The 17477-nt window shown below is 33.4% G+C and carries 14 protein-coding genes and 1 pseudogene; 11 read left to right on the top strand and 4 right to left on the bottom strand.

Going from position 1 to position 17477, the window contains the following annotated elements; translation table 11 throughout:
• Positions 1 to 815: RNA-guided endonuclease TnpB family protein (locus tag H8909_RS10365; protein ID WP_187012781.1), on the bottom strand; the 815-nt coding region annotated here is incomplete at its 3' end.
• 77 nt (positions 816 to 892) lie between these two features.
• Here H8909_RS10365 and tnpA point away from each other — a divergent pair.
• The 3 genes and pseudogenes from tnpA (at position 893) to H8909_RS10350 (ending at position 2261) form a co-directional block, all read left to right on the top strand.
• A pseudogene (gene tnpA, locus H8909_RS10360) lies at positions 893 to 1297 on the top strand (IS200/IS605 family transposase).
• A gap of 65 nt (positions 1298 to 1362) precedes the next feature.
• Positions 1363 to 1809 (top strand): AAA family ATPase, encoded by a 447-nt coding sequence (locus H8909_RS10355; protein WP_187012780.1) that lies wholly within the window; start codon positions 1363 to 1365, stop codon positions 1807 to 1809.
• Positions 1782 to 2261 (top strand): DUF8612 domain-containing protein, encoded by a 480-nt coding sequence (locus H8909_RS10350; RefSeq protein ID WP_187012779.1) that lies wholly within the window; start codon positions 1782 to 1784, stop codon positions 2259 to 2261. Before H8909_RS10355 ends, H8909_RS10350 begins: the two co-directional genes overlap by 28 nt.
• Before the next feature lie 67 nt (positions 2262 to 2328).
• On the opposite strand, the gene H8909_RS10345 is transcribed toward H8909_RS10350, so the two are convergent.
• From H8909_RS10345 to H8909_RS10335, 3 genes are all read right to left on the bottom strand, one after another.
• Positions 2329 to 2661: a type II toxin-antitoxin system RelE/ParE family toxin gene (locus tag H8909_RS10345; protein ID WP_187012778.1), complete on the bottom strand. Its 333-nt coding sequence runs from the start codon at positions 2659 to 2661 to the stop codon at positions 2329 to 2331.
• A complete protein-coding gene (locus tag H8909_RS10340; protein ID WP_187012777.1) occupies positions 2651 to 2908 on the bottom strand; it encodes a type II toxin-antitoxin system Phd/YefM family antitoxin in 258 nt (85 codons plus the stop codon). The genes H8909_RS10345 and H8909_RS10340 overlap by 11 nt, the downstream gene beginning before the upstream one ends.
• Before the next feature lie 490 nt (positions 2909 to 3398).
• Positions 3399 to 4664 carry an AI-2E family transporter gene (locus tag H8909_RS10335; RefSeq protein ID WP_187012776.1) on the bottom strand — a complete coding sequence of 422 codons (1266 nt, stop codon included), beginning with the start codon at positions 4662 to 4664 and terminating at the stop codon, positions 3399 to 3401.
• 120 nt (positions 4665 to 4784) lie between these two features.
• On the opposite strand from H8909_RS10335, the gene H8909_RS10330 reads away from it, so the two are divergent.
• From H8909_RS10330 to H8909_RS10295, 8 genes are all read left to right on the top strand, one after another.
• Entirely contained in the window at positions 4785 to 5774 is a 990-nt protein-coding gene (locus H8909_RS10330) for a nucleoid-associated protein (RefSeq protein WP_117459632.1), read from the top strand.
• A gap of 92 nt (positions 5775 to 5866) precedes the next feature.
• Entirely contained in the window at positions 5867 to 7771 is a 1905-nt protein-coding gene (gene glgB, locus H8909_RS10325; RefSeq protein ID WP_187012775.1) for a 1,4-alpha-glucan branching protein GlgB, read from the top strand.
• A gap of 3 nt (positions 7772 to 7774) precedes the next feature.
• The gene (locus H8909_RS10320) at positions 7775 to 10171 is read left to right on the top strand and encodes a glycogen/starch/alpha-glucan phosphorylase (RefSeq protein WP_187012774.1); all 2397 of its coding nucleotides are present in this window, start codon (positions 7775 to 7777) and stop codon (positions 10169 to 10171) included.
• Complete coding sequence (locus H8909_RS10315; RefSeq protein ID WP_022425478.1) at positions 10171 to 10425, top strand: DUF1292 domain-containing protein; 255 nt, start codon at positions 10171 to 10173, stop codon at positions 10423 to 10425. Before H8909_RS10320 ends, H8909_RS10315 begins: the two co-directional genes overlap by 1 nt.
• Positions 10426 to 10557: 132 nt before the next feature.
• Complete coding sequence (gene pulA, locus H8909_RS10310; RefSeq protein WP_187012773.1) at positions 10558 to 12645, top strand: type I pullulanase; 2088 nt, start codon at positions 10558 to 10560, stop codon at positions 12643 to 12645.
• Between the two features lie 9 nt (positions 12646 to 12654).
• Positions 12655 to 13209, top strand: a complete 555-nt coding sequence (gene pth / locus H8909_RS10305; RefSeq protein WP_187012772.1) for an aminoacyl-tRNA hydrolase — start codon at positions 12655 to 12657, stop codon at positions 13207 to 13209.
• Between the two features lie 9 nt (positions 13210 to 13218).
• Positions 13219 to 16662, top strand: coding sequence for a transcription-repair coupling factor (mfd, locus tag H8909_RS10300; RefSeq protein WP_202985956.1), 3444 nt, complete (start codon positions 13219 to 13221; stop codon positions 16660 to 16662).
• A gap of 44 nt (positions 16663 to 16706) precedes the next feature.
• Positions 16707 to 17414, top strand: coding sequence for a methylenetetrahydrofolate reductase (locus tag H8909_RS10295; RefSeq protein WP_238928269.1), 708 nt, complete (start codon positions 16707 to 16709; stop codon positions 17412 to 17414).
• The last annotated feature ends 63 nt before the right edge of the window (positions 17415 to 17477 follow it).

Here is a 17477-nt window from a genome sequence, read left to right as displayed (position 1 = left end):
ATACCTGACAAATCTTCCAATACAAAGAGAGTGTGCTTTGGGTTGTTTTCAACGAGTGCCTTCGATACCTGATGGTTAATATCCTGCATCCAACGGTTTTCTCGCTGACCGATAGCTTTTAGTCTTCGTCTTGAGGATGGCGTATGTCGCATTTGTAGTTCTTTACGAAGCTTGGAATAGTTAGCACGTTTCTGTTTAATAGCTTTGCCACTAACAAATCCAGACTTATGTTTGCTGTCATAAGTTGCAACAACAAAGTTAATACCTCTGTCAATACCTACAACATTACAGATGTCAGAAATATTAATTTCTTCAACCTCATAGGTAACTGGTATATGCAGATAGTATTTACCATGTTTATTTACAAGTCTGGCAGTACCAAACTTATAAATCGTATGATCGAAATACTTAGACATTCCATCTGCAAAATAAGATAACTTCACACGACCATTAAGCGTATTGATTGAAAAACGGTTTTGTGTTAAGGAATAATCTCTGTTCCAAACCAGATCATACTGAGGCTTTTTGAACGATGGTTTAATCCACTCATTCTGATTTTCAAGAATGGTCTTATATCTGGCGATAACAGTCTTCAAAACAGACTGAGCCATCTGCGATTTAAGGTTAAACTTTTCTCGTAAAGTAGAATACAAAGCTTTATTAAGTGAAAACTGCTTTAAGTCATGAGTGCGGAATACATAGTCTGAAACATAATTACAGGCATTACGATAAACAGACATAGTTTCATCAAGCAAAAACTTATCTGTTTCAGCTGCGATTATTTGAATTTTAGCTGTAATAGTCATCTGTTCCATAGATGTACTCCTTTCATAGATATTTCACTATATATTATATAATATGTATAATGGTAATCAATATTTTGAGGTAAACTGTGGATAATAGATACAATCGTCATAACAGACGAAAATACAGCTTTAAAGTACATATAGTTCTAGTAACCAAATACCACAAACAACTACTAAAAGGCTCTATTGCTGGTGATGTGAAACAAAAGATTTTCGATATAGCTAATACTAGTGACTATGAAATTATTGCGATAGAAACTTACAAAGACCATATACATTTCTTATTAAGTTGCGATACAACAGATAGAGTTTGTGATATTTTCAAAATTGTAAAGTAGGAAACAACATACCACTTATGGCATAAGTATAGTTCGGTCTTATCAAAACAGTATTGGAAGGAAAAAGTATTTTGGTCAGATGGTTATTTTGCTTGTAGCATTGGAGAAGTGTCATCAGCAACTATGCAAAAATATATTGAGAGTCAGGGATAATAGATAACGATTTACGAGGCTCCTCCCACCGCCTAAAGGCAGTGGGAGGAGCCTATGACAAACGAATGGATTTATTTATGAAAGAGTTTGGCAAGAAAGCTTATGTAAATACTGTTTATATCAATTTTGAGAATAATTCAATTATGTCTGACTTATTCTCTTATGATTTGGATGTTCATAGTTTGGTTAAGGGAATAGAAGTCTATACTGATCAAATAATAGATCCGGATAACACTCTTCTTATATTTGATGAATTACAGGAAGTACCTAGAGCCTTAACTTCTTTAAAATATTTCAATGAGAATGCACCTGAATATCATATTGTATGCGCCTGTTCATTCATGGGTATTGATTTACATCAATGGACATCATTTCCAGTAGGTAAAGTGGATCTTATGAACCTCTATCCACTTAGCTATAAGGAATTCTTATTAGCAACTAAACAAAGTGATGCTTTGAAGGACTATTATTTTGTAGGGGGGGTATGCCAGAAGCTGTACAACATTTTGTGAGTCATCGTAGTTATGATGAAGTACGCAATATACAGAAGAGAATTCTATTAGATTATGAACATGATTTTACATGTCCAAAAATAAGTAAAGTATGGAATAGTATTCCAATACAGATTTCTAATAATACATATGAAGGGAAACGTGGTAAAGGTTTTGATGTGGCTGTTATGTGGTTAGCTGATTGTGGATTGATATACATAGTGAATCGTGTGAGACAGGTAAAAGCACCCTTGAAAATACATGAGGATTTCAATACATTTCAATTATATCTATTAGATATAGGATTATTAGGATGTATAGCAAAACTTGATGAGCATACACTAAGTAAACAATATATATGTCAGCAGCTTATGGCAACAGAACATGTGAGTATATATTGTACAGATGATACAGATTTCTTGATAGAGAAAGAAGATGGCATTATTCCTATAAGTGCGCAAAAGACACTATAAAGGAATGGATCTTCTCCTGTATTTATAAATAAAAGCATCGATCAACTCGTGATCGATGCTTACGTGATCAAATATCCAGTTTTATATGAATATCAGTGATATTTTGTTTACCATATACAATACGTAGGATTAAGATTATATTTTCTGCAGTATTCGGAAGATAGTACATGATATAATTTCCAATCAATTTCTTTCTCAAATTATCTAACTGTAAAAATTCATTGTCTACAAGAGAACCACTTTCAGGAAAAGCTCTTGCTTCGTCAATATTATCCTTTAACTTGTCTACGAAATCAGATGCTGCCTGTGGATTTGCAAGTTCAACTGCTATATACGAGACAATTCCATCTAAATCAGATTCTGCTCTTTTGGTCAGTCGATATCCAAATTTAGATGCCATACTTGCTCCTTATATTATAAATTGCAGTGTCTCCTTCTACTGTGTTTCCAGATTTCACATCTTTCAAACCATCCAATATTGTTGTTGCTTCATCCATCTTTCTCATAGTTTTTTCATAATAATCAATGTCCATAACAACCAATCTGCCGTATCCATTCTTGGTTACGAATACAGGACCGTTTTCTTCTGCACAGCGACGTTCTACTTCAACCGTATTTTTTAAATCACGCATCGGAATAATCTGCATAGAATCAGCTCCTTTCTTGTGGCTAAATTATAGCCTATATTTAGTCACACTACAAGTGGTCGTGAATTATTACGATAAAAAAAACGACACAATCAAGTGTCGTTTTAATGTTAGTTCATAGTTTTCTGTAACTTCTTGGCTACTAGTACTAATACAATCGCAAGTGCTGCAAGAATAGCTGAAGCAATATAACCCATTACATAAGATCCAGTGGCATCGAAGAAGCTTGCTGAAATCTTAGGACCTACAAAAGCACTGATATCATAACCAATAAAATTAAACCATAGTTTCTGTTATAGAACTTAGAACCAAAGATAATCTTAACCATAGTCGCAAATATGACTAGTAATCTACCAAATGAGAATCCTACTAAGGCGATACATAAATGAAAAAAACAATCTAGAGTTAGATGGTGACATCTTTACTCAGATTGTTTCTATGTGGAAACCAGAAGAAGAATACTTCAACTGGCATAATTTATGGATTCCAATTAAATAGAAGAGTCCTTTTTTGGTTTTACTTTATTATCTATTCTATTTCCATTTTCATCTAGTTTATAGAGGTTATTGTATGTGACTTCTATATGTTTCTGATAGAGTCCGATATTAATGATTCTAGAGAACACAGCATAGATCAAAGCAGTAAGTGGTACACCGATAAGTACACCAACAACACCCCATAGATTACCAAATATAGTAATACCTAGTAAGACAAATAAACCACCTATACCTACAGATTTACCTACAATCTTAGGATATACCACATTTCCTTCAAACTGCTGTAAGCAAAGATAAATAATCGCAAAAGCTAACATGCTCTTACTCTGTGCTGCAGCCACTAAGATGAGTCCTGCAAAGAAGGTAATGAAGTTACCAAACATCGGTACAAAGCTAAATAAGAAAGCCATAATCGCAATTAATTCAGGGAAAGGCATTCTAAATAAACGCATCGCAATATAGACTTCTAACATAAAACATGTTGCTTCTAACATCTGTCCTGTCACAAAACTATTAAAGTAATGATTGGCTTCACTCATGATATCAAAAGCGACACCTGCACGTTTATGACCTAATATATATGCAATGAGTTTTCTACCTTGTTCAAGATGTTTCTCTTTATTTGCAAGAAGATAGAGAGCCATAAAGAATGAAGTGATAGCAGTAATGAATGAACCACCAATATTTGATACAAATTCTGTTGTTTTAAAATGAGGATTACCTAGGAAATTACCTGCAGTCGCAAGAATTGTACTTAAATCAATAGAGGCAAACCATTTCTGTACTTCATCTACTGTGACTGAATAATCAATATTAAATTTTGTACATATAGAAGTAATATAGACAGCAAGTCTTTTTGCATAATTATCTAAGTTAGAGAATAAGAGTGAGAAGCTTTCTCCGATTCTAGGAATAATGAATGAGAAGAACATCACTAATATTAATAGTAAACATATAATAGTGATAGCCATCGCAATACCACGAGTTCCCTCTACTAAGAATTGAGGAAGCTTTAGGTTAGGTTTTTTCTTCGTTAATTGTTCTCTTGCTTTCACAAGTAACTTCTCTACTAATTTCATTGGGATATTGATTACAAATGCGATTACTATCGCAATATAGAAGGGTCTTGCAAGCCCTAATGCATTAAGGAAGAAGTCCCATACTGATTCTAAATTAAAAAGAATAAAAGCTAAGATAATACCGTATGTAATATATTGGAAAATCTTGTCTTCTGGAAAATTGAAATTTTTGTTATCCATAATAATCACCTAAGGAAATAGTACCACAAAATAAGGTGTATTGTTACTAGAAATTGAAGAAGAAAAGGTTGAGGAATAGAAGAAATTTGCTATAATGACACACGTGAAAGGAGAATATAAATGAACACTATTATTATTAATAAAATCATGATGCATATGCTTGATTTTGAGCATCGTAAGATATATTTAAGTGAAGATTTCTGCGAATTAAATGATACAACTCAGGAATATTATCATAAAAAAGTAGAAAAAGCTTTATACAGTCCAGCTATTAAAGAACTTGTTGTGCCTTCACTTCATGAATTATTACTTCGTGCTGATAAGATGCTAGAAGATGATGAAGAATTCAAGAAACAGGCAAAAGAAATTAGTGAAAAGTTCTTTGCGTTAGGTTCAGTGATTGAAGAAATGCCTAATAGTAATATTTTATATGTGGATTGTTATCGTGATGGTGTACATATGATTGCCGCTTTAAAGCTTAATTATAAATATAATTCTGTATCTCTTGTAGAAGAAGAAAATGTCCGTATTACAAGAAGACAGGTTCTTCCTCAGATTGGTACAGCTGTTGATGAAGCGATTATTATAGATACAGATCATAAGAAGATATCTCTTATTGAGAAAAAGTATCTTATTGATGGTAAGATGGATACTTATCTTAATAGTCAGTGGATCAAGGGAGAAGAAAAACTCACTGATCGTCAGAAGATTTCTACTATGAAGAAAGTAGTGAATAAGATTGATGATATTTATCATGTAAATGATAAAGAAGCACTTCCACTTGTAAAACAGGAAATATTAGAAAGAACACAGATGGGTGAACTTGTTAAACCGATTGAAGTTGTTCGTAAGGTTATGGAAAGAGATTACCAGGCTCAGGAAGAATCAGAAACAATGTTGAAGGATCTTGGGATTGGTGAAGATGATACAATTTCTTTAAATGCGTTAGGACGTTCTGTAGAGGTTGTTAAGATTACTCTTGATGAGGATATTCAAATAACTATGCCAGTAGATGAATATGTAAATGGATCTACTTTTGAAAAGAAAGAAAACCCTGATGGAACAGTTTCTATCGTATTAAATAATATTCAAGACATTACAATTAAGTAAACGTTTACATTTTTTTGCCTATATTGTCTGAAATGAATGAATTTTGGTCATATTTATTGTATAATAAAGTTTATGAAGGGAGACATATAGGTATGTTAGATAATTTCTTGATAAAATTGTTTTTTGAAGGAAAGTGTTTAGAAGCATATAAGGTATTCGGTGCTCATCCGGATAAAAAGGGCGTTCGCTTTACAGTATATGCACCACATGCAAGAAGTGTTCAGGTTGTAGGTAATTTTAATGACTGGGATGGAACACAACATTATATGGAGAGATATAATGATGGAGGCGTGTGGACTCTCTATATTGAAGGGCTAAAGCAGTATGACCTTTATAAATATAGAATTGAAACACCTTCTGGAGCTATTGTTGATCGTGCAGATCCATATGCCTTTTTCAGTGAAATTAGACCAGGTACAGCATCTAAGGTATATAACCTAGATGGTTATCGCTGGCATGATTCTAGATGGATGAAGTCACGTTCTAATAACTATGATCGTAACATGAATATCTATGAAGCGAATCTTGGTTCTTGGAAGATGAAAAAGGAATTTACAGATACATCTGATGGAGAATTCTATTCATATGAAGAAATGATTGATGAAATCATTCCTTATGTAAAGAAGATGGGCTATACACATATTGAAGTAATGCCTTTAAATGAGTTCCCATTTGATGGCTCTTGGGGATATCAGGCAACAGGTTATTTTAGTGCGACAAGTCGTTATGGACATCCAAAACAGTTAAAGGATTTCATTAATGCGTGTCATAAAGAAGGTATAGGGGTTATTATGGACTTCGTACCTGCTCATTTTGTTAAAGATGGACATGGTCTTTATCAGTTTGATGGAGGCTGGGTTTATGAATATGCAGATGTGAATAACCGTTATTCTGAATGGGATTCAGTATATTTTGATGTGACAAAAGATACTGTACGTTCATTCTTAAAGAGTGCTGTTCATTTCTGGGCAGAAGAATTCCATATTGATGGTATTCGTTTTGATGCTGTCAGCAACCTTATTTACTGGAAAGGTAATAAAGACTTTGGTACAAACAATGGGGCTTTAGAGTTCTTAAAGACTATGAATGAACAGATTCATGAAAGATATCCTGCATTAATGACTATTGCAGAAGACTCAACTGATTTCCCATATGTAACTAAACCAGTTAAGGATGGCGGTTTAGGATTTGATTATAAGTGGGATATGGGCTGGATGAATGATACATTGAAGTATTTCAAAGAAGATCCAGTTTATCGTCAATATGATCATAATTTATTAACTTTCTCAATGATGTATTTCTATTCAGAAAGATTTATTTTGCCATTCTCACATGATGAAGTGGTTCATGGTAAAGCAACTATTTTAAATAAGATGTGGGGACTTGATGGAGACAAGTTCGCGCAGGCAAAAGCTTTATATACATATATGATGACTCATCCTGGTAAGAAGCTTAATTTCATGGGTAATGAATTAGGTGAATACAAGGAATGGGATGAAAGAAAAGCATTGGCTTGGAATATCTTAGAATATCCACAGCATGATTCTTTCCATCATTTTATGCAGGATTTAAATAAGATGGTTGAAGAACATCCAGCTCTTTATAGTATGGATTATGATCCAAAAGGATTTAAATGGCTGGTTGTAGATGATCATAATCAGAGTGTATTCTCATATGCTCGATTTGATAAGAAAGGCAACTGTTTAGTTATAGTAGCTAACTTTATTGGTAATAGTCATGATAATTATGCTGTACCAGTACCGTTTGCTGGAAGCTATAAAGAAATCTTGAATACAGATAAAGATAGTTATAACGGTTCTAATTACACAAATACACGTGCTTTAAGATCAAAGAAAGGTACTTGCCTCAATGAAGCACAGAGTATTCATGTAAAATTAGCGCCATTTAGCGCGGTGGTATTTGAATATCATAAGCCAGCTAAAAAAGTGTCTTCTTCAAAGAAGACAAAGAAAAGTGTTGTAAAGGAAGGAAAGTAGTAAATGTTTAATACAAAAGAAGAATTTAAATATGAATTTTCTAAGCGAATCATTGAATCATATGGTCGTACAGTAGAAGAAGCACATTTAACAGAAAAGTTCATGGTTCTTGAAACTATGGTTCGTGACTATGCATCTGTTAACTGGGCTATGACAAAGATGGCAGTTCAGGCTAAGCAGCAGAAACAGGTTCACTATTTCTCAATGGAATTCTTAGTTGGTCGTCTATTAGTCAACAATATGATGAACTTAGGTATCTATGAAATTGCAAAGGAAGGTCTTGCAGATTATGGTATTAATATCCATGATCTAGAAGAATTAGAATCAGATGCTGGTTTAGGTAATGGTGGTTTAGGTCGTCTTGCTGCCTGCTTCATGGATTCTTTAGCTTCTTTATCTTATCCAGCTTTCGGTAATACTATTCGTTATGATTATGGTTTCTTCAAACAGAAGATTGAAAATGGATACCAGGTAGAAGTACCAGACCAGTGGTTACGTTTAGGTAATATGTGGGAAGTAAGAAAACCTAAGCATGCAACAGAAGTTAAATTCTGGGGTAAAGTAATCTGGGATGATGCAACTGGTGGATGGAAGCATGTAGATTATGAAGCAGTACGTGCTGTACCTTATGATATGCCAATTGTTGGTAATGATACTAAGGTGACTAATACATTAAGATTATGGAAAGCTGAACCTAGTGAAAACATTCCTACAAATAAAGATTTCCGTCAGTATGCTCAGGAAGTCAATGATATTTGTCAGACATTATATCCTGATGATTCTACACATGCTGGTAGAGTATTACGTTTAAAACAGCAGTATTTCTTTGTATGTGCTGGTTTAAATTCTATTATTCGTGCACATTTAAGAGTATATCCTGATTTAACTAACTTCCATGAAAAGAATGTTATTCAGTTAAATGATACACATCCAGTATTAGTTATTCCTGAATTAATGCGTGTATTTATTGATGATTACAACATGGAATGGGATGATGCATGGAATATCGTATGTAAGACTTGTGCATATACAAACCATACAATCTTAGCTGAAGCATTAGAAAAATGGCCTGTTGATATGATGAGAGACTTATTACCAAGAGTTTATCAGATCATCGAAGAAATCAATAGACGTTTCATTGGTTTCGTAAAACAGCAGACTGAAAATGATAACGAACTATTACAGAGAGTTATGATTATTAAAGATGGTCAGGTACATATGGCTAGACTTGCGATTGCTGGTTCATTTAGTGTCAATGGTGTAGCACAGCTTCACTCTGATATCTTAAAAGAAAGAGAAATGAAGGATTTCGATACTTTATATCCTAACAAGTTCAACAATAAAACGAATGGTGTCACTCATAGAAGATGGCTTGCATATTGTAACCCACAGCTAACTTCATTAATTAATGAATCAATTGGTGATAGCTGGATGCATAGACCAGATGATTTAGAAAAGTTGGCTCCTTATGTAACTGATTCAATTACTCAGAGTAAGTTCTATAATGTAAAACAGCAGAGAAAACAGATTCTTGCAGATTACATTAAGGAACATAATGGTATTGATGTAGATGTTAATTCTATCTTTGATATTCAGGTTAAGAGATTACATGCATACAAGAGACAGTTATTAAATGTCATGCATATTATCTATTTATATCAGAGAATGAAAGAAGATAGCAGCTTCAGAATTTATCCACATACTTATATCTTTGGTGCAAAAGCAGCTCCTTCTTACTATTTAGCTAAGAAGATCATTAAGTTAATCAACAGCGTTGCGGATAAGGTAAACAATGACCCAGAAACTAATAAATACTTAAAGGTTGTATTTATTGAAAACTATGGTGTTACTATTGCTGAAAAGATTATTCCTGCTGCAGATGTATCTGAACAGATTTCTACTGCTGGTAAGGAAGCAAGTGGTACTTCTAACATGAAGTTCATGATGAATGGTGCATTAACACTTGGTACATTAGATGGTGCCAATGTAGAAATTGCGGAATTAGTTGGTGATGATAACGTAGTTATCTTTGGTATGAAGGATAATGAAGTCAATGACTTAAAGGCAAGTGGTTCTTATAGCTCTTGGAATGAATACAACAATAATCCAAATATCAAGAAGGTTATTGATTCATTAGTAGATGGTACTTGGAACTCTTCAAGAGAAGAATTCAAGATTATCTTTGATGAATTAATGGCTAGAAATGATGAATACTTCTTATTAAAGGACTTTGAAAGCTATAGACTTGCACAAGAAAAGATCAATAACTTATATCAGGACCGTGCTAACTGGTCTAAGATCTGCTTAGCTAATATCGCAAAGAGTGGTCATTTCTCAAGTGATAGAACTATTGAAGACTATGTAAAGGATATCTGGCATTTAAATAGGGTAAAAATCTAATGAAAGATACATTCGTACTAGATGTAGATGGTGAAGAAGTAACTTGTGAAGTCATCTTAGGATTCACAGATGATGCAACAGGTAAAGAATATATCATCTATACAGATAACAGTTCAGATGAAGATGATCAGTTGAATATCTATGCTTCACAGGTAGATCCTGAAGATGCAGATAATATTCTTCCTATTGAAACAGAAGAAGAATATGCATTTGTACAGGAAGTATTAGATTCAATGATGTCTGAAGAAGAATAAAGGCTCAAAGGCTTAACGATTACGTTAAGTCTTTTTTTATGATATATGGCTTTCTTTTACAAATTTTGATAGTTTCTTTTCTTATCTTATTTTTATGATAGAATAAGGGGGAGAAGAGGGTGGGATGTAGACATGCAAAGAGAATCAATTCGTATGTATGCTTATGCGATTGACTTTGATTTAATCAAAGTTGATTTATCATTAAATTATTATAACGGAATTTCAAGTCAGTATTATTTAAAGAATTTAGATACAAGTGAAGTAAAGATACTTAAAGGCGAAGCGACTGAGAAAGAAAATGGATTCCAGTCGTATCTTTTGCATACAGACTTTTCTGTAGGTACAAGATATAAAGTGTTTGATAATTATGGCTTAGCTTGTTTTTTAGACTTTAGTCAGCTTTCTATGAGTAAAGAGTTTGATGATCATTTTTATTATGATGGTGATGATTTAGGCAGTCATTATACAAAAGAAAAAACGACATTCAAGGTCTGGTCACCTCTTTCTACGGAAGTTGTATTAAAAATTTGGAAAGATGAAGACCTTCATTATTATCCTTTAGAAAGAGGAGATAAGGGTGTCTATAGTACAACTATTAAGAAAGATCTAGATGGTTATGAATATGTTTATGTTATTGGAATGAATGAACAATCAATAGAAACAGCTGATCCATATGCTTATTCTTGTACAGCTAATATGCATAGTTCAGTAGTCATTGATTTAGATAAAGTAAGAAGAGTAGATTATCCTTTGACAGAACTAAAACATAATACAGATGCAGTTATTTATGAAGTCGGTGTCAGAGACTTCTCTGTTGATGAATATGGACAGATTACACATAAAGGCAAGTTCTTAGGATTCTGTGAAGAAGGTACAGTGACTAAGAATGGTTTTTCATCAGGTATGGACTATTTAGATATGCTTGGTGTCACACATGTACAGCTTTTACCAATTAATGATTATGCAACAGTAGATGAAGATCATCCAGATTTACTCTATAACTGGGGTTATGATCCAGCACAATATAATGTACCTGAAGGAAGTTATATTACTGATCCAAATGATGGCTATAAGAGAATATTAGAATGCCAGCGTATGGTACGCTGCATTCATAAGCATAATATGAGAGTTATTCTAGATGTAGTCTATAATCATATGCATGATGTGAATAACAATACATTAGAGAAGACAGTGCCTTATTATTTCTTTAGAAGAGATGAAAATGGGGAGTTATCTAATGGTTCATGGTGTGGTAATGATTTAAACACTACCGCAAAGATGTGCCGTAAATATATCTTAGATATGTGTAAGAGATGGCAGGTTCTTTATGGTGTAGATGGTTTTAGAATGGATCTCATGGGTATTATAGATATTGATACAGTGAATATGATTTATGAACAGGGTCATGCTTTAGATTCTTCTTTTATGTTATATGGTGAAGGTTGGAATATGGGTACTGCATTACCTGATTCAGAAAAGACAACAATTGAAAATAACCATAAAACACCTCATGTAGGTTTCTTTAATGATCATTTCAGAGATACAGTCAAGGGACCTAATCAGATGGAAGTCAAAGGCTATACATCAGGGGACACTTATAAGACAAATGAAGCCATTATTGCGATGTGTGACTACAATAAGTTCTTATCTATAGAACAGAGCATTAACTATACAGAATGTCATGATAATGCGACTGTATTTGATAAATTCATTATTTCCAATGGACATGAAGATGAATATTGTCGCCAAAAGAGATGTTTATTAACTCTTGCGATGACAATTCTTGCGCAAGGGGTTCCTTTTATTCATGCCGGACAGGAATTTTTAGGTACTAAGAATGGTAATCAGAATTCTTATAATGCGGGTGATGCAGTTAATAAACTAGACTGGGAACGTCATGACGAATATATGAATGTTGTTCAGGCTGTAAAGTTCTTTATTGATCTAAGAAAACATAACAAGTGCTTTAGATATTATGACTATGAAGATATGCATCAGCATGTATTTATAAATAATATCTACTATCGTATGGTAGAATATCATCTCACTCAGGATGAAGGAGATTATAAAGAATTTAAGATTTATTTTAATCCTTCATATGATGTCATTACTATTGGTATTGAAGACGATTTTAAGATATTATATAGTATGTCAAATGAAAGAATAGAAAATGGACAACTCAATGTATTTGGTGTATCCATGGTTGTATGTGCAAGATAGGAGATTGTAATGAAATTAATTGTTGGATTAGGAAATCCTGGTAAAGAATATGATATGACAAGACATAATACAGGATTTTATTGTTTAGATGTATTAAGTGATGAAATGAATCAATCTATTGACAAAGAGAAATTCAAAGGTTTATATACTAAATTCAAGTATAAGGGTGAAGATGTTATTTTATTAAAACCTCAGACTTATATGAATAATTCTGGTGAATCTGTTGCAGCAGTGATGCAGTTCTTCAAGATTCCAGTAGAAGATATATTAGTTATTTATGATGATATGGATATGCCTACTGGTAAACTACGTTTAAGAGAAAAAGGCAGTGCAGGTGGACATAATGGGATCAAGAGTATTATTGCCCATGTAGGGACTCAGAACTTCAAACGTATTCGTGTAGGTATTTCAAAGAATAAGCTTTATAGTGTTGTAGACTGGGTACTAGGACACTACTCTAAAGAAGAAGAAAAGCTTATATCAGAAGGTGCTAACCGTGCAGCAGAAGCTGTATTATGTTATTTAGATGATGGTTTTAATAAAGCAATGAATAAATTTAACTAGGTGATTGTTATGGAGAAAATACTGAATCTTTTAAAAGATAATCAGGCCCTAAGAACCTTAGATACAGACAAAGGAACTATTGTCACAAACTCAACTAGCGATGAGGCTTATCTCATTGCTGGTTCTTTTTGGCATCATCCAAGAAAAATCCTGATTATTAAAAATAACCAATATGAGGCATTTAACCTCTATAAAACATTAACTGAACTTGTGAACCAAGTTGTCTATTTTCCAGCAGATGAATCATTACGTGTCGAATCAGTGGCGTATTCTTATGAACTATTAGGAGAAAGAATTAATGCATTATATGCGATGACACAAGATAAACCAATGATTTGTGTTTGTCATATGCATTCAATGACACGTTATGTGACACCTGTAGAACTCTTTAAAAAGAGTATTATAAGTTTAAAGAAGGGTGATACAGTAGATCCTTTAGAATTAAAGAAGAAATTACAGTCTATTGGCTATAAGAATACCCAAAGAGTAGATTCTCCTTTCTATTATTCTAGAAGAGGTGAAGTACTAGATGTTTATACAATCCAGTATGAACATCCAGTACGTATTGAATTCTTTGATGATGAAATAGAAGAAATCTCTTTTTATGATAAAGACTCACAAAGAAGAACAGAAAGAAAAGAATCTATCGATATTCTTCCAGCTACAGATATGATGTATGAGGATGATGGTTTATCACAGGTAGAAGCCTCTATCATGGCTTTAAAAGAGAAGATGAAGATCAAAGATGAATTCAAGGATGAACTTGAAGAAACATATGCATTAGATATTGAATCACTCAAAACACATGACTATAGTCCACGTATTTATCAATACTTAAGTTTATTCCCTCAAACTGCCACAATTATAGATTATGCAAGTGATTATACTATTATTACTGCATCTCTTGCTTCTATTCTTGCTTCTTATAAGACTTATATGGAAGAGAACTACCTCTATTATCATGAACTAGAAGAAATAGGACAGATGATCAGAGGAATTAAGCTTATTAATAACCCTCAGGATATCTTAAAACATCCTGATGTTGATTTAGTACGCTTTAGAGAAAATGATAAACAAATCATGTTTATGACTCAGCCTGTAATGATTTCTATGGCTAATGAAAAAGTCTTTATTAGTCAATTAAAGGACTTACTTACATATAATCGTGTCATGATTGGTGTAGATGAAAAGCGTCAGATAGATGTATTAGTAAACCTATTTACTGATCATGCTATTCCATTTACTCTCACCAGTGCCACAAATAAGATTTATGATGGGGTTAATCTATTCTTAGGACATTTACCTTGTGGAATGAACTTTGTAGAAGAGAAGACTATATTACTCACAAGTCAGGAACTCTTTAAAGTACAAGAAACAAAGAAGAAATATATTAAATACAGAGATGCCACTAAAATCTCAGACTATAATGAATTAAAAGTAGGAGACTATGTTGTTCATGATACAAATGGTATTGGACAATATATGGGTATTGAAACATTAGTTGTAGATGGTGTACATAAGGATTATTTACATATTGCCTATAAAGGAAATGATATCCTTTATGTACCGGTAGAACAGTTCCAGTTAATTAGAAAATATTCATCAAGAGATGGTAAACCACCTCATATTCATGCTTTAGGTTCACCTAAATGGGCTAAAGAAAAAGCAAGAGTCAGACAGAAGGTAGATGGTTTAGCTGATGATCTGATTAACTTATATGCAGAAAGAATGAAACAGCCAGGTTTTGCGTTTGAGCCTGATGGAGATCTTCAATTAGAGTTTGAAAGTGAATTTGGTTATGAACTCACTCCTGACCAGGCACAGGCTGTAGAAGAAATTAAAAAGGATATGGAAACACCACGTCCTATGGATAGATTATTATGTGGTGATGTAGGCTTTGGTAAAACAGAAGTGGCTTTAAGAGCCTGCTTTAAAGCGGTTGTATCTAAGAAACAATGTGCTTTCCTATGTCCTACTACAATTCTTTCAGCACAACATTATCGTACAATGCAGAAGCGTTTTGAGAAGTTCCCTGTGAATATTGCGTTACTCAATCGTTTTACGACTACTAAAGAAAAGAAACAGATATTAGCTGATTTAAAGGAAGGTAATATTGATTTATTAGTAGGTACACATCGAATTTTATCCAAGGATGTAGAATTCAAGGATCTAGGATTACTCTGTATCGATGAAGAACAACGTTTTGGTGTAAGACAGAAAGAGAAGATCAAGAATCTAAGAAAAACAATAGATGTACTCACTTTAACTGCCACACCTATTCCTCGTACATTACAAATGTCCATCATGGGTATTAGAGGACTCTCACAAATAGAAACACCACCATTAAATAGACTCCCTGTACAGACATATGTCTCAGAAAAGAGCTGGGCTCTTATTAAACAGGTTATTGAAAGAGAATTATCACGTAATGGACAGGTTTTCTATTTACATAATAGAACAGAAAACATCTATGAAATAGCCTCTACATTGCAGACACTCTTACCTAATGCCCGCATTGGTGTAGGACATGGTCAGATGGATAAGAATGATCTAGAAGATGTCATGACTGACTTTGTAGAAAAGAAATACGATATTCTTGTATGTACAACTATTATTGAGACAGGTATTGATATACCTAATGCGAATACAATTATTATTGAGAATGCGGATAAGTTTGGTTTAGCACAGCTTTATCAGATCAAAGGTCGTGTAGGAAGAAGTGAACGTATCGCATATGCTTATCTTCTTTATACAAAAGATCGTGCGATGACAGAAGAAGCCCAAAAGAGATTAACAGCTATTAAGGAATTTACACAATTAGGTTCTGGTTATAAGATTGCGATGAGAGATTTATCTATTCGTGGCAGCGGTGATATTCTTGGTGGCGAACAGGCAGGATTTATTGATCAGGTTGGTTTTGATATGTATATGAAGATCTTACAGGATGCGATTGAAGAAAAACAGGGTAAGATTAAAGAAGATGAAACTGTACCATCACGTAATGTACCAGTAGATGGTTATATTCCTGAAGATTATGTAGAAAGTGATATGGAAAAGCTAGAACTTTATCAGCGTGTCTATAAAGCCAATGATTTAGAAACATTGAAACGTGTAGAACATGAATTGACAGATCTTTATGGTGTACTCCCATCACAGGTACGTAATATTGTAGTCAAGAGAAGATTTGATATCCTTTCACATGATCCACTTATTGATGATGTGAAAGATAGCAGCCAGGGACTAGAAATACGTTTCTCTAAAGTCTTCTTAGAAGATTTAGATGGACAGAAGTTCTTTGCGTATGTCAATCATATGTTTAAGAAGCCACAAATGAAATATACTGATGGAATGTTGACTATTGTGAGTGGTATGGAACCTTATTATGTTTCAGCATCTACTGAGTTCTTAGATTCAGTTTTAAAACAATATTATAAAACACATACTAGTGCTTAATAAAAAAATAATGTAGAATATGAAAAAAAGGGGGAATAACATCAATGAAAATTATTGATTTATTAAATGAAGATAAAGTTACTTTATCTTTTGAAGTATTTCCACCTAAGACAAGCAGTAAATATGAAAATGTCTTAAAGGCTGCAGAAAAGATTGCATCTTTAAATCCAAGTTTCATGTCTGTGACTTATGGTGCAGGTGGAGGAACAAGTGCACATACTGTTGCACTTGCGAAAGATATTCATGAGAAATATGATGTTGAAGTCATGGCTCATTTGACATGTGTTTCTTCCACAAGAGAACATGTAGAGTCCATGGTTGAACAGTTTAAAGAAAATGGTATTGAAAACATCATGGCATTAAGAGGAGATATTCCTAAGGATGGTCAAGTGGGAGAAGACTACCAGTATGCCTGCCAGTTAATCAAGGAACTTAAAGAGAAAGGTGATTTCTGTATTGGGGCAGCATGTTATCCAGAAGGACATGTAGAATCACCTAGCATTAAGGAAGATATCCAGCATCTAAAAGAAAAAGTAGAAGCAGGGGCAGATTTCTTAACAACTCAGATGTTCTTTGACAACAATGTTTTCTATAACTTCTTATATAAGATCAAGGAAGCTGGTATTAATGTACCTGTAGTCGCTGGTATTATGCCTATTACTAATGCAAAACAGGTCAGTCGTGCTGTACAGATGTTGTTAAACCGCAAACTCTACCCATCTGATAACTGCAAATTATATTACCCTATATAATAATGTATTCTTATAGCGACCGCAGTTTATTTCAATCAATAAATCATAGATAAAGAAAAGATG

The organism is Catenibacterium faecis, from assembly GCF_014306455.1.
GTDB classification, from domain to species: domain Bacteria; phylum Bacillota_I; class Bacilli_A; order Erysipelotrichales; family Coprobacillaceae; genus Catenibacterium; species Catenibacterium mitsuoka_A.
This window is presented reverse-complemented; position numbering and strand designations above follow the sequence as displayed.

Coding starts and splice junctions, on each gene's coding strand:
- H8909_RS10355 (WP_187012780.1), top strand. CDS start 1,363: ATGGATTTATTTATGAAAGAGTTTGGCAAGAAAGCTTATGTAAATACT.
- H8909_RS10350 (WP_187012779.1), top strand. CDS start 1,782: ATGCCAGAAGCTGTACAACATTTTGTGAGTCATCGTAGTTATGATGAA.
- H8909_RS10345 (WP_187012778.1), bottom strand. CDS start 2,661: ATGGCATCTAAATTTGGATATCGACTGACCAAAAGAGCAGAATCTGAT.
- H8909_RS10340 (WP_187012777.1), bottom strand. CDS start 2,908: ATGCAGATTATTCCGATGCGTGATTTAAAAAATACGGTTGAAGTAGAA.
- H8909_RS10335 (WP_187012776.1), bottom strand. CDS start 4,664: ATGGATAACAAAAATTTCAATTTTCCAGAAGACAAGATTTTCCAATAT.
- H8909_RS10330 (WP_117459632.1), top strand. CDS start 4,785: ATGAACACTATTATTATTAATAAAATCATGATGCATATGCTTGATTTT.
- glgB (WP_187012775.1), top strand. CDS start 5,867: ATGTTAGATAATTTCTTGATAAAATTGTTTTTTGAAGGAAAGTGTTTA.
- H8909_RS10320 (WP_187012774.1), top strand. CDS start 7,775: ATGTTTAATACAAAAGAAGAATTTAAATATGAATTTTCTAAGCGAATC.
- H8909_RS10315 (WP_022425478.1), top strand. CDS start 10,171: ATGAAAGATACATTCGTACTAGATGTAGATGGTGAAGAAGTAACTTGT.
- pulA (WP_187012773.1), top strand. CDS start 10,558: ATGCAAAGAGAATCAATTCGTATGTATGCTTATGCGATTGACTTTGAT.
- pth (WP_187012772.1), top strand. CDS start 12,655: ATGAAATTAATTGTTGGATTAGGAAATCCTGGTAAAGAATATGATATG.
- mfd (WP_202985956.1), top strand. CDS start 13,219: ATGGAGAAAATACTGAATCTTTTAAAAGATAATCAGGCCCTAAGAACC.
- H8909_RS10295 (WP_238928269.1), top strand. CDS start 16,707: ATGAAAATTATTGATTTATTAAATGAAGATAAAGTTACTTTATCTTTT.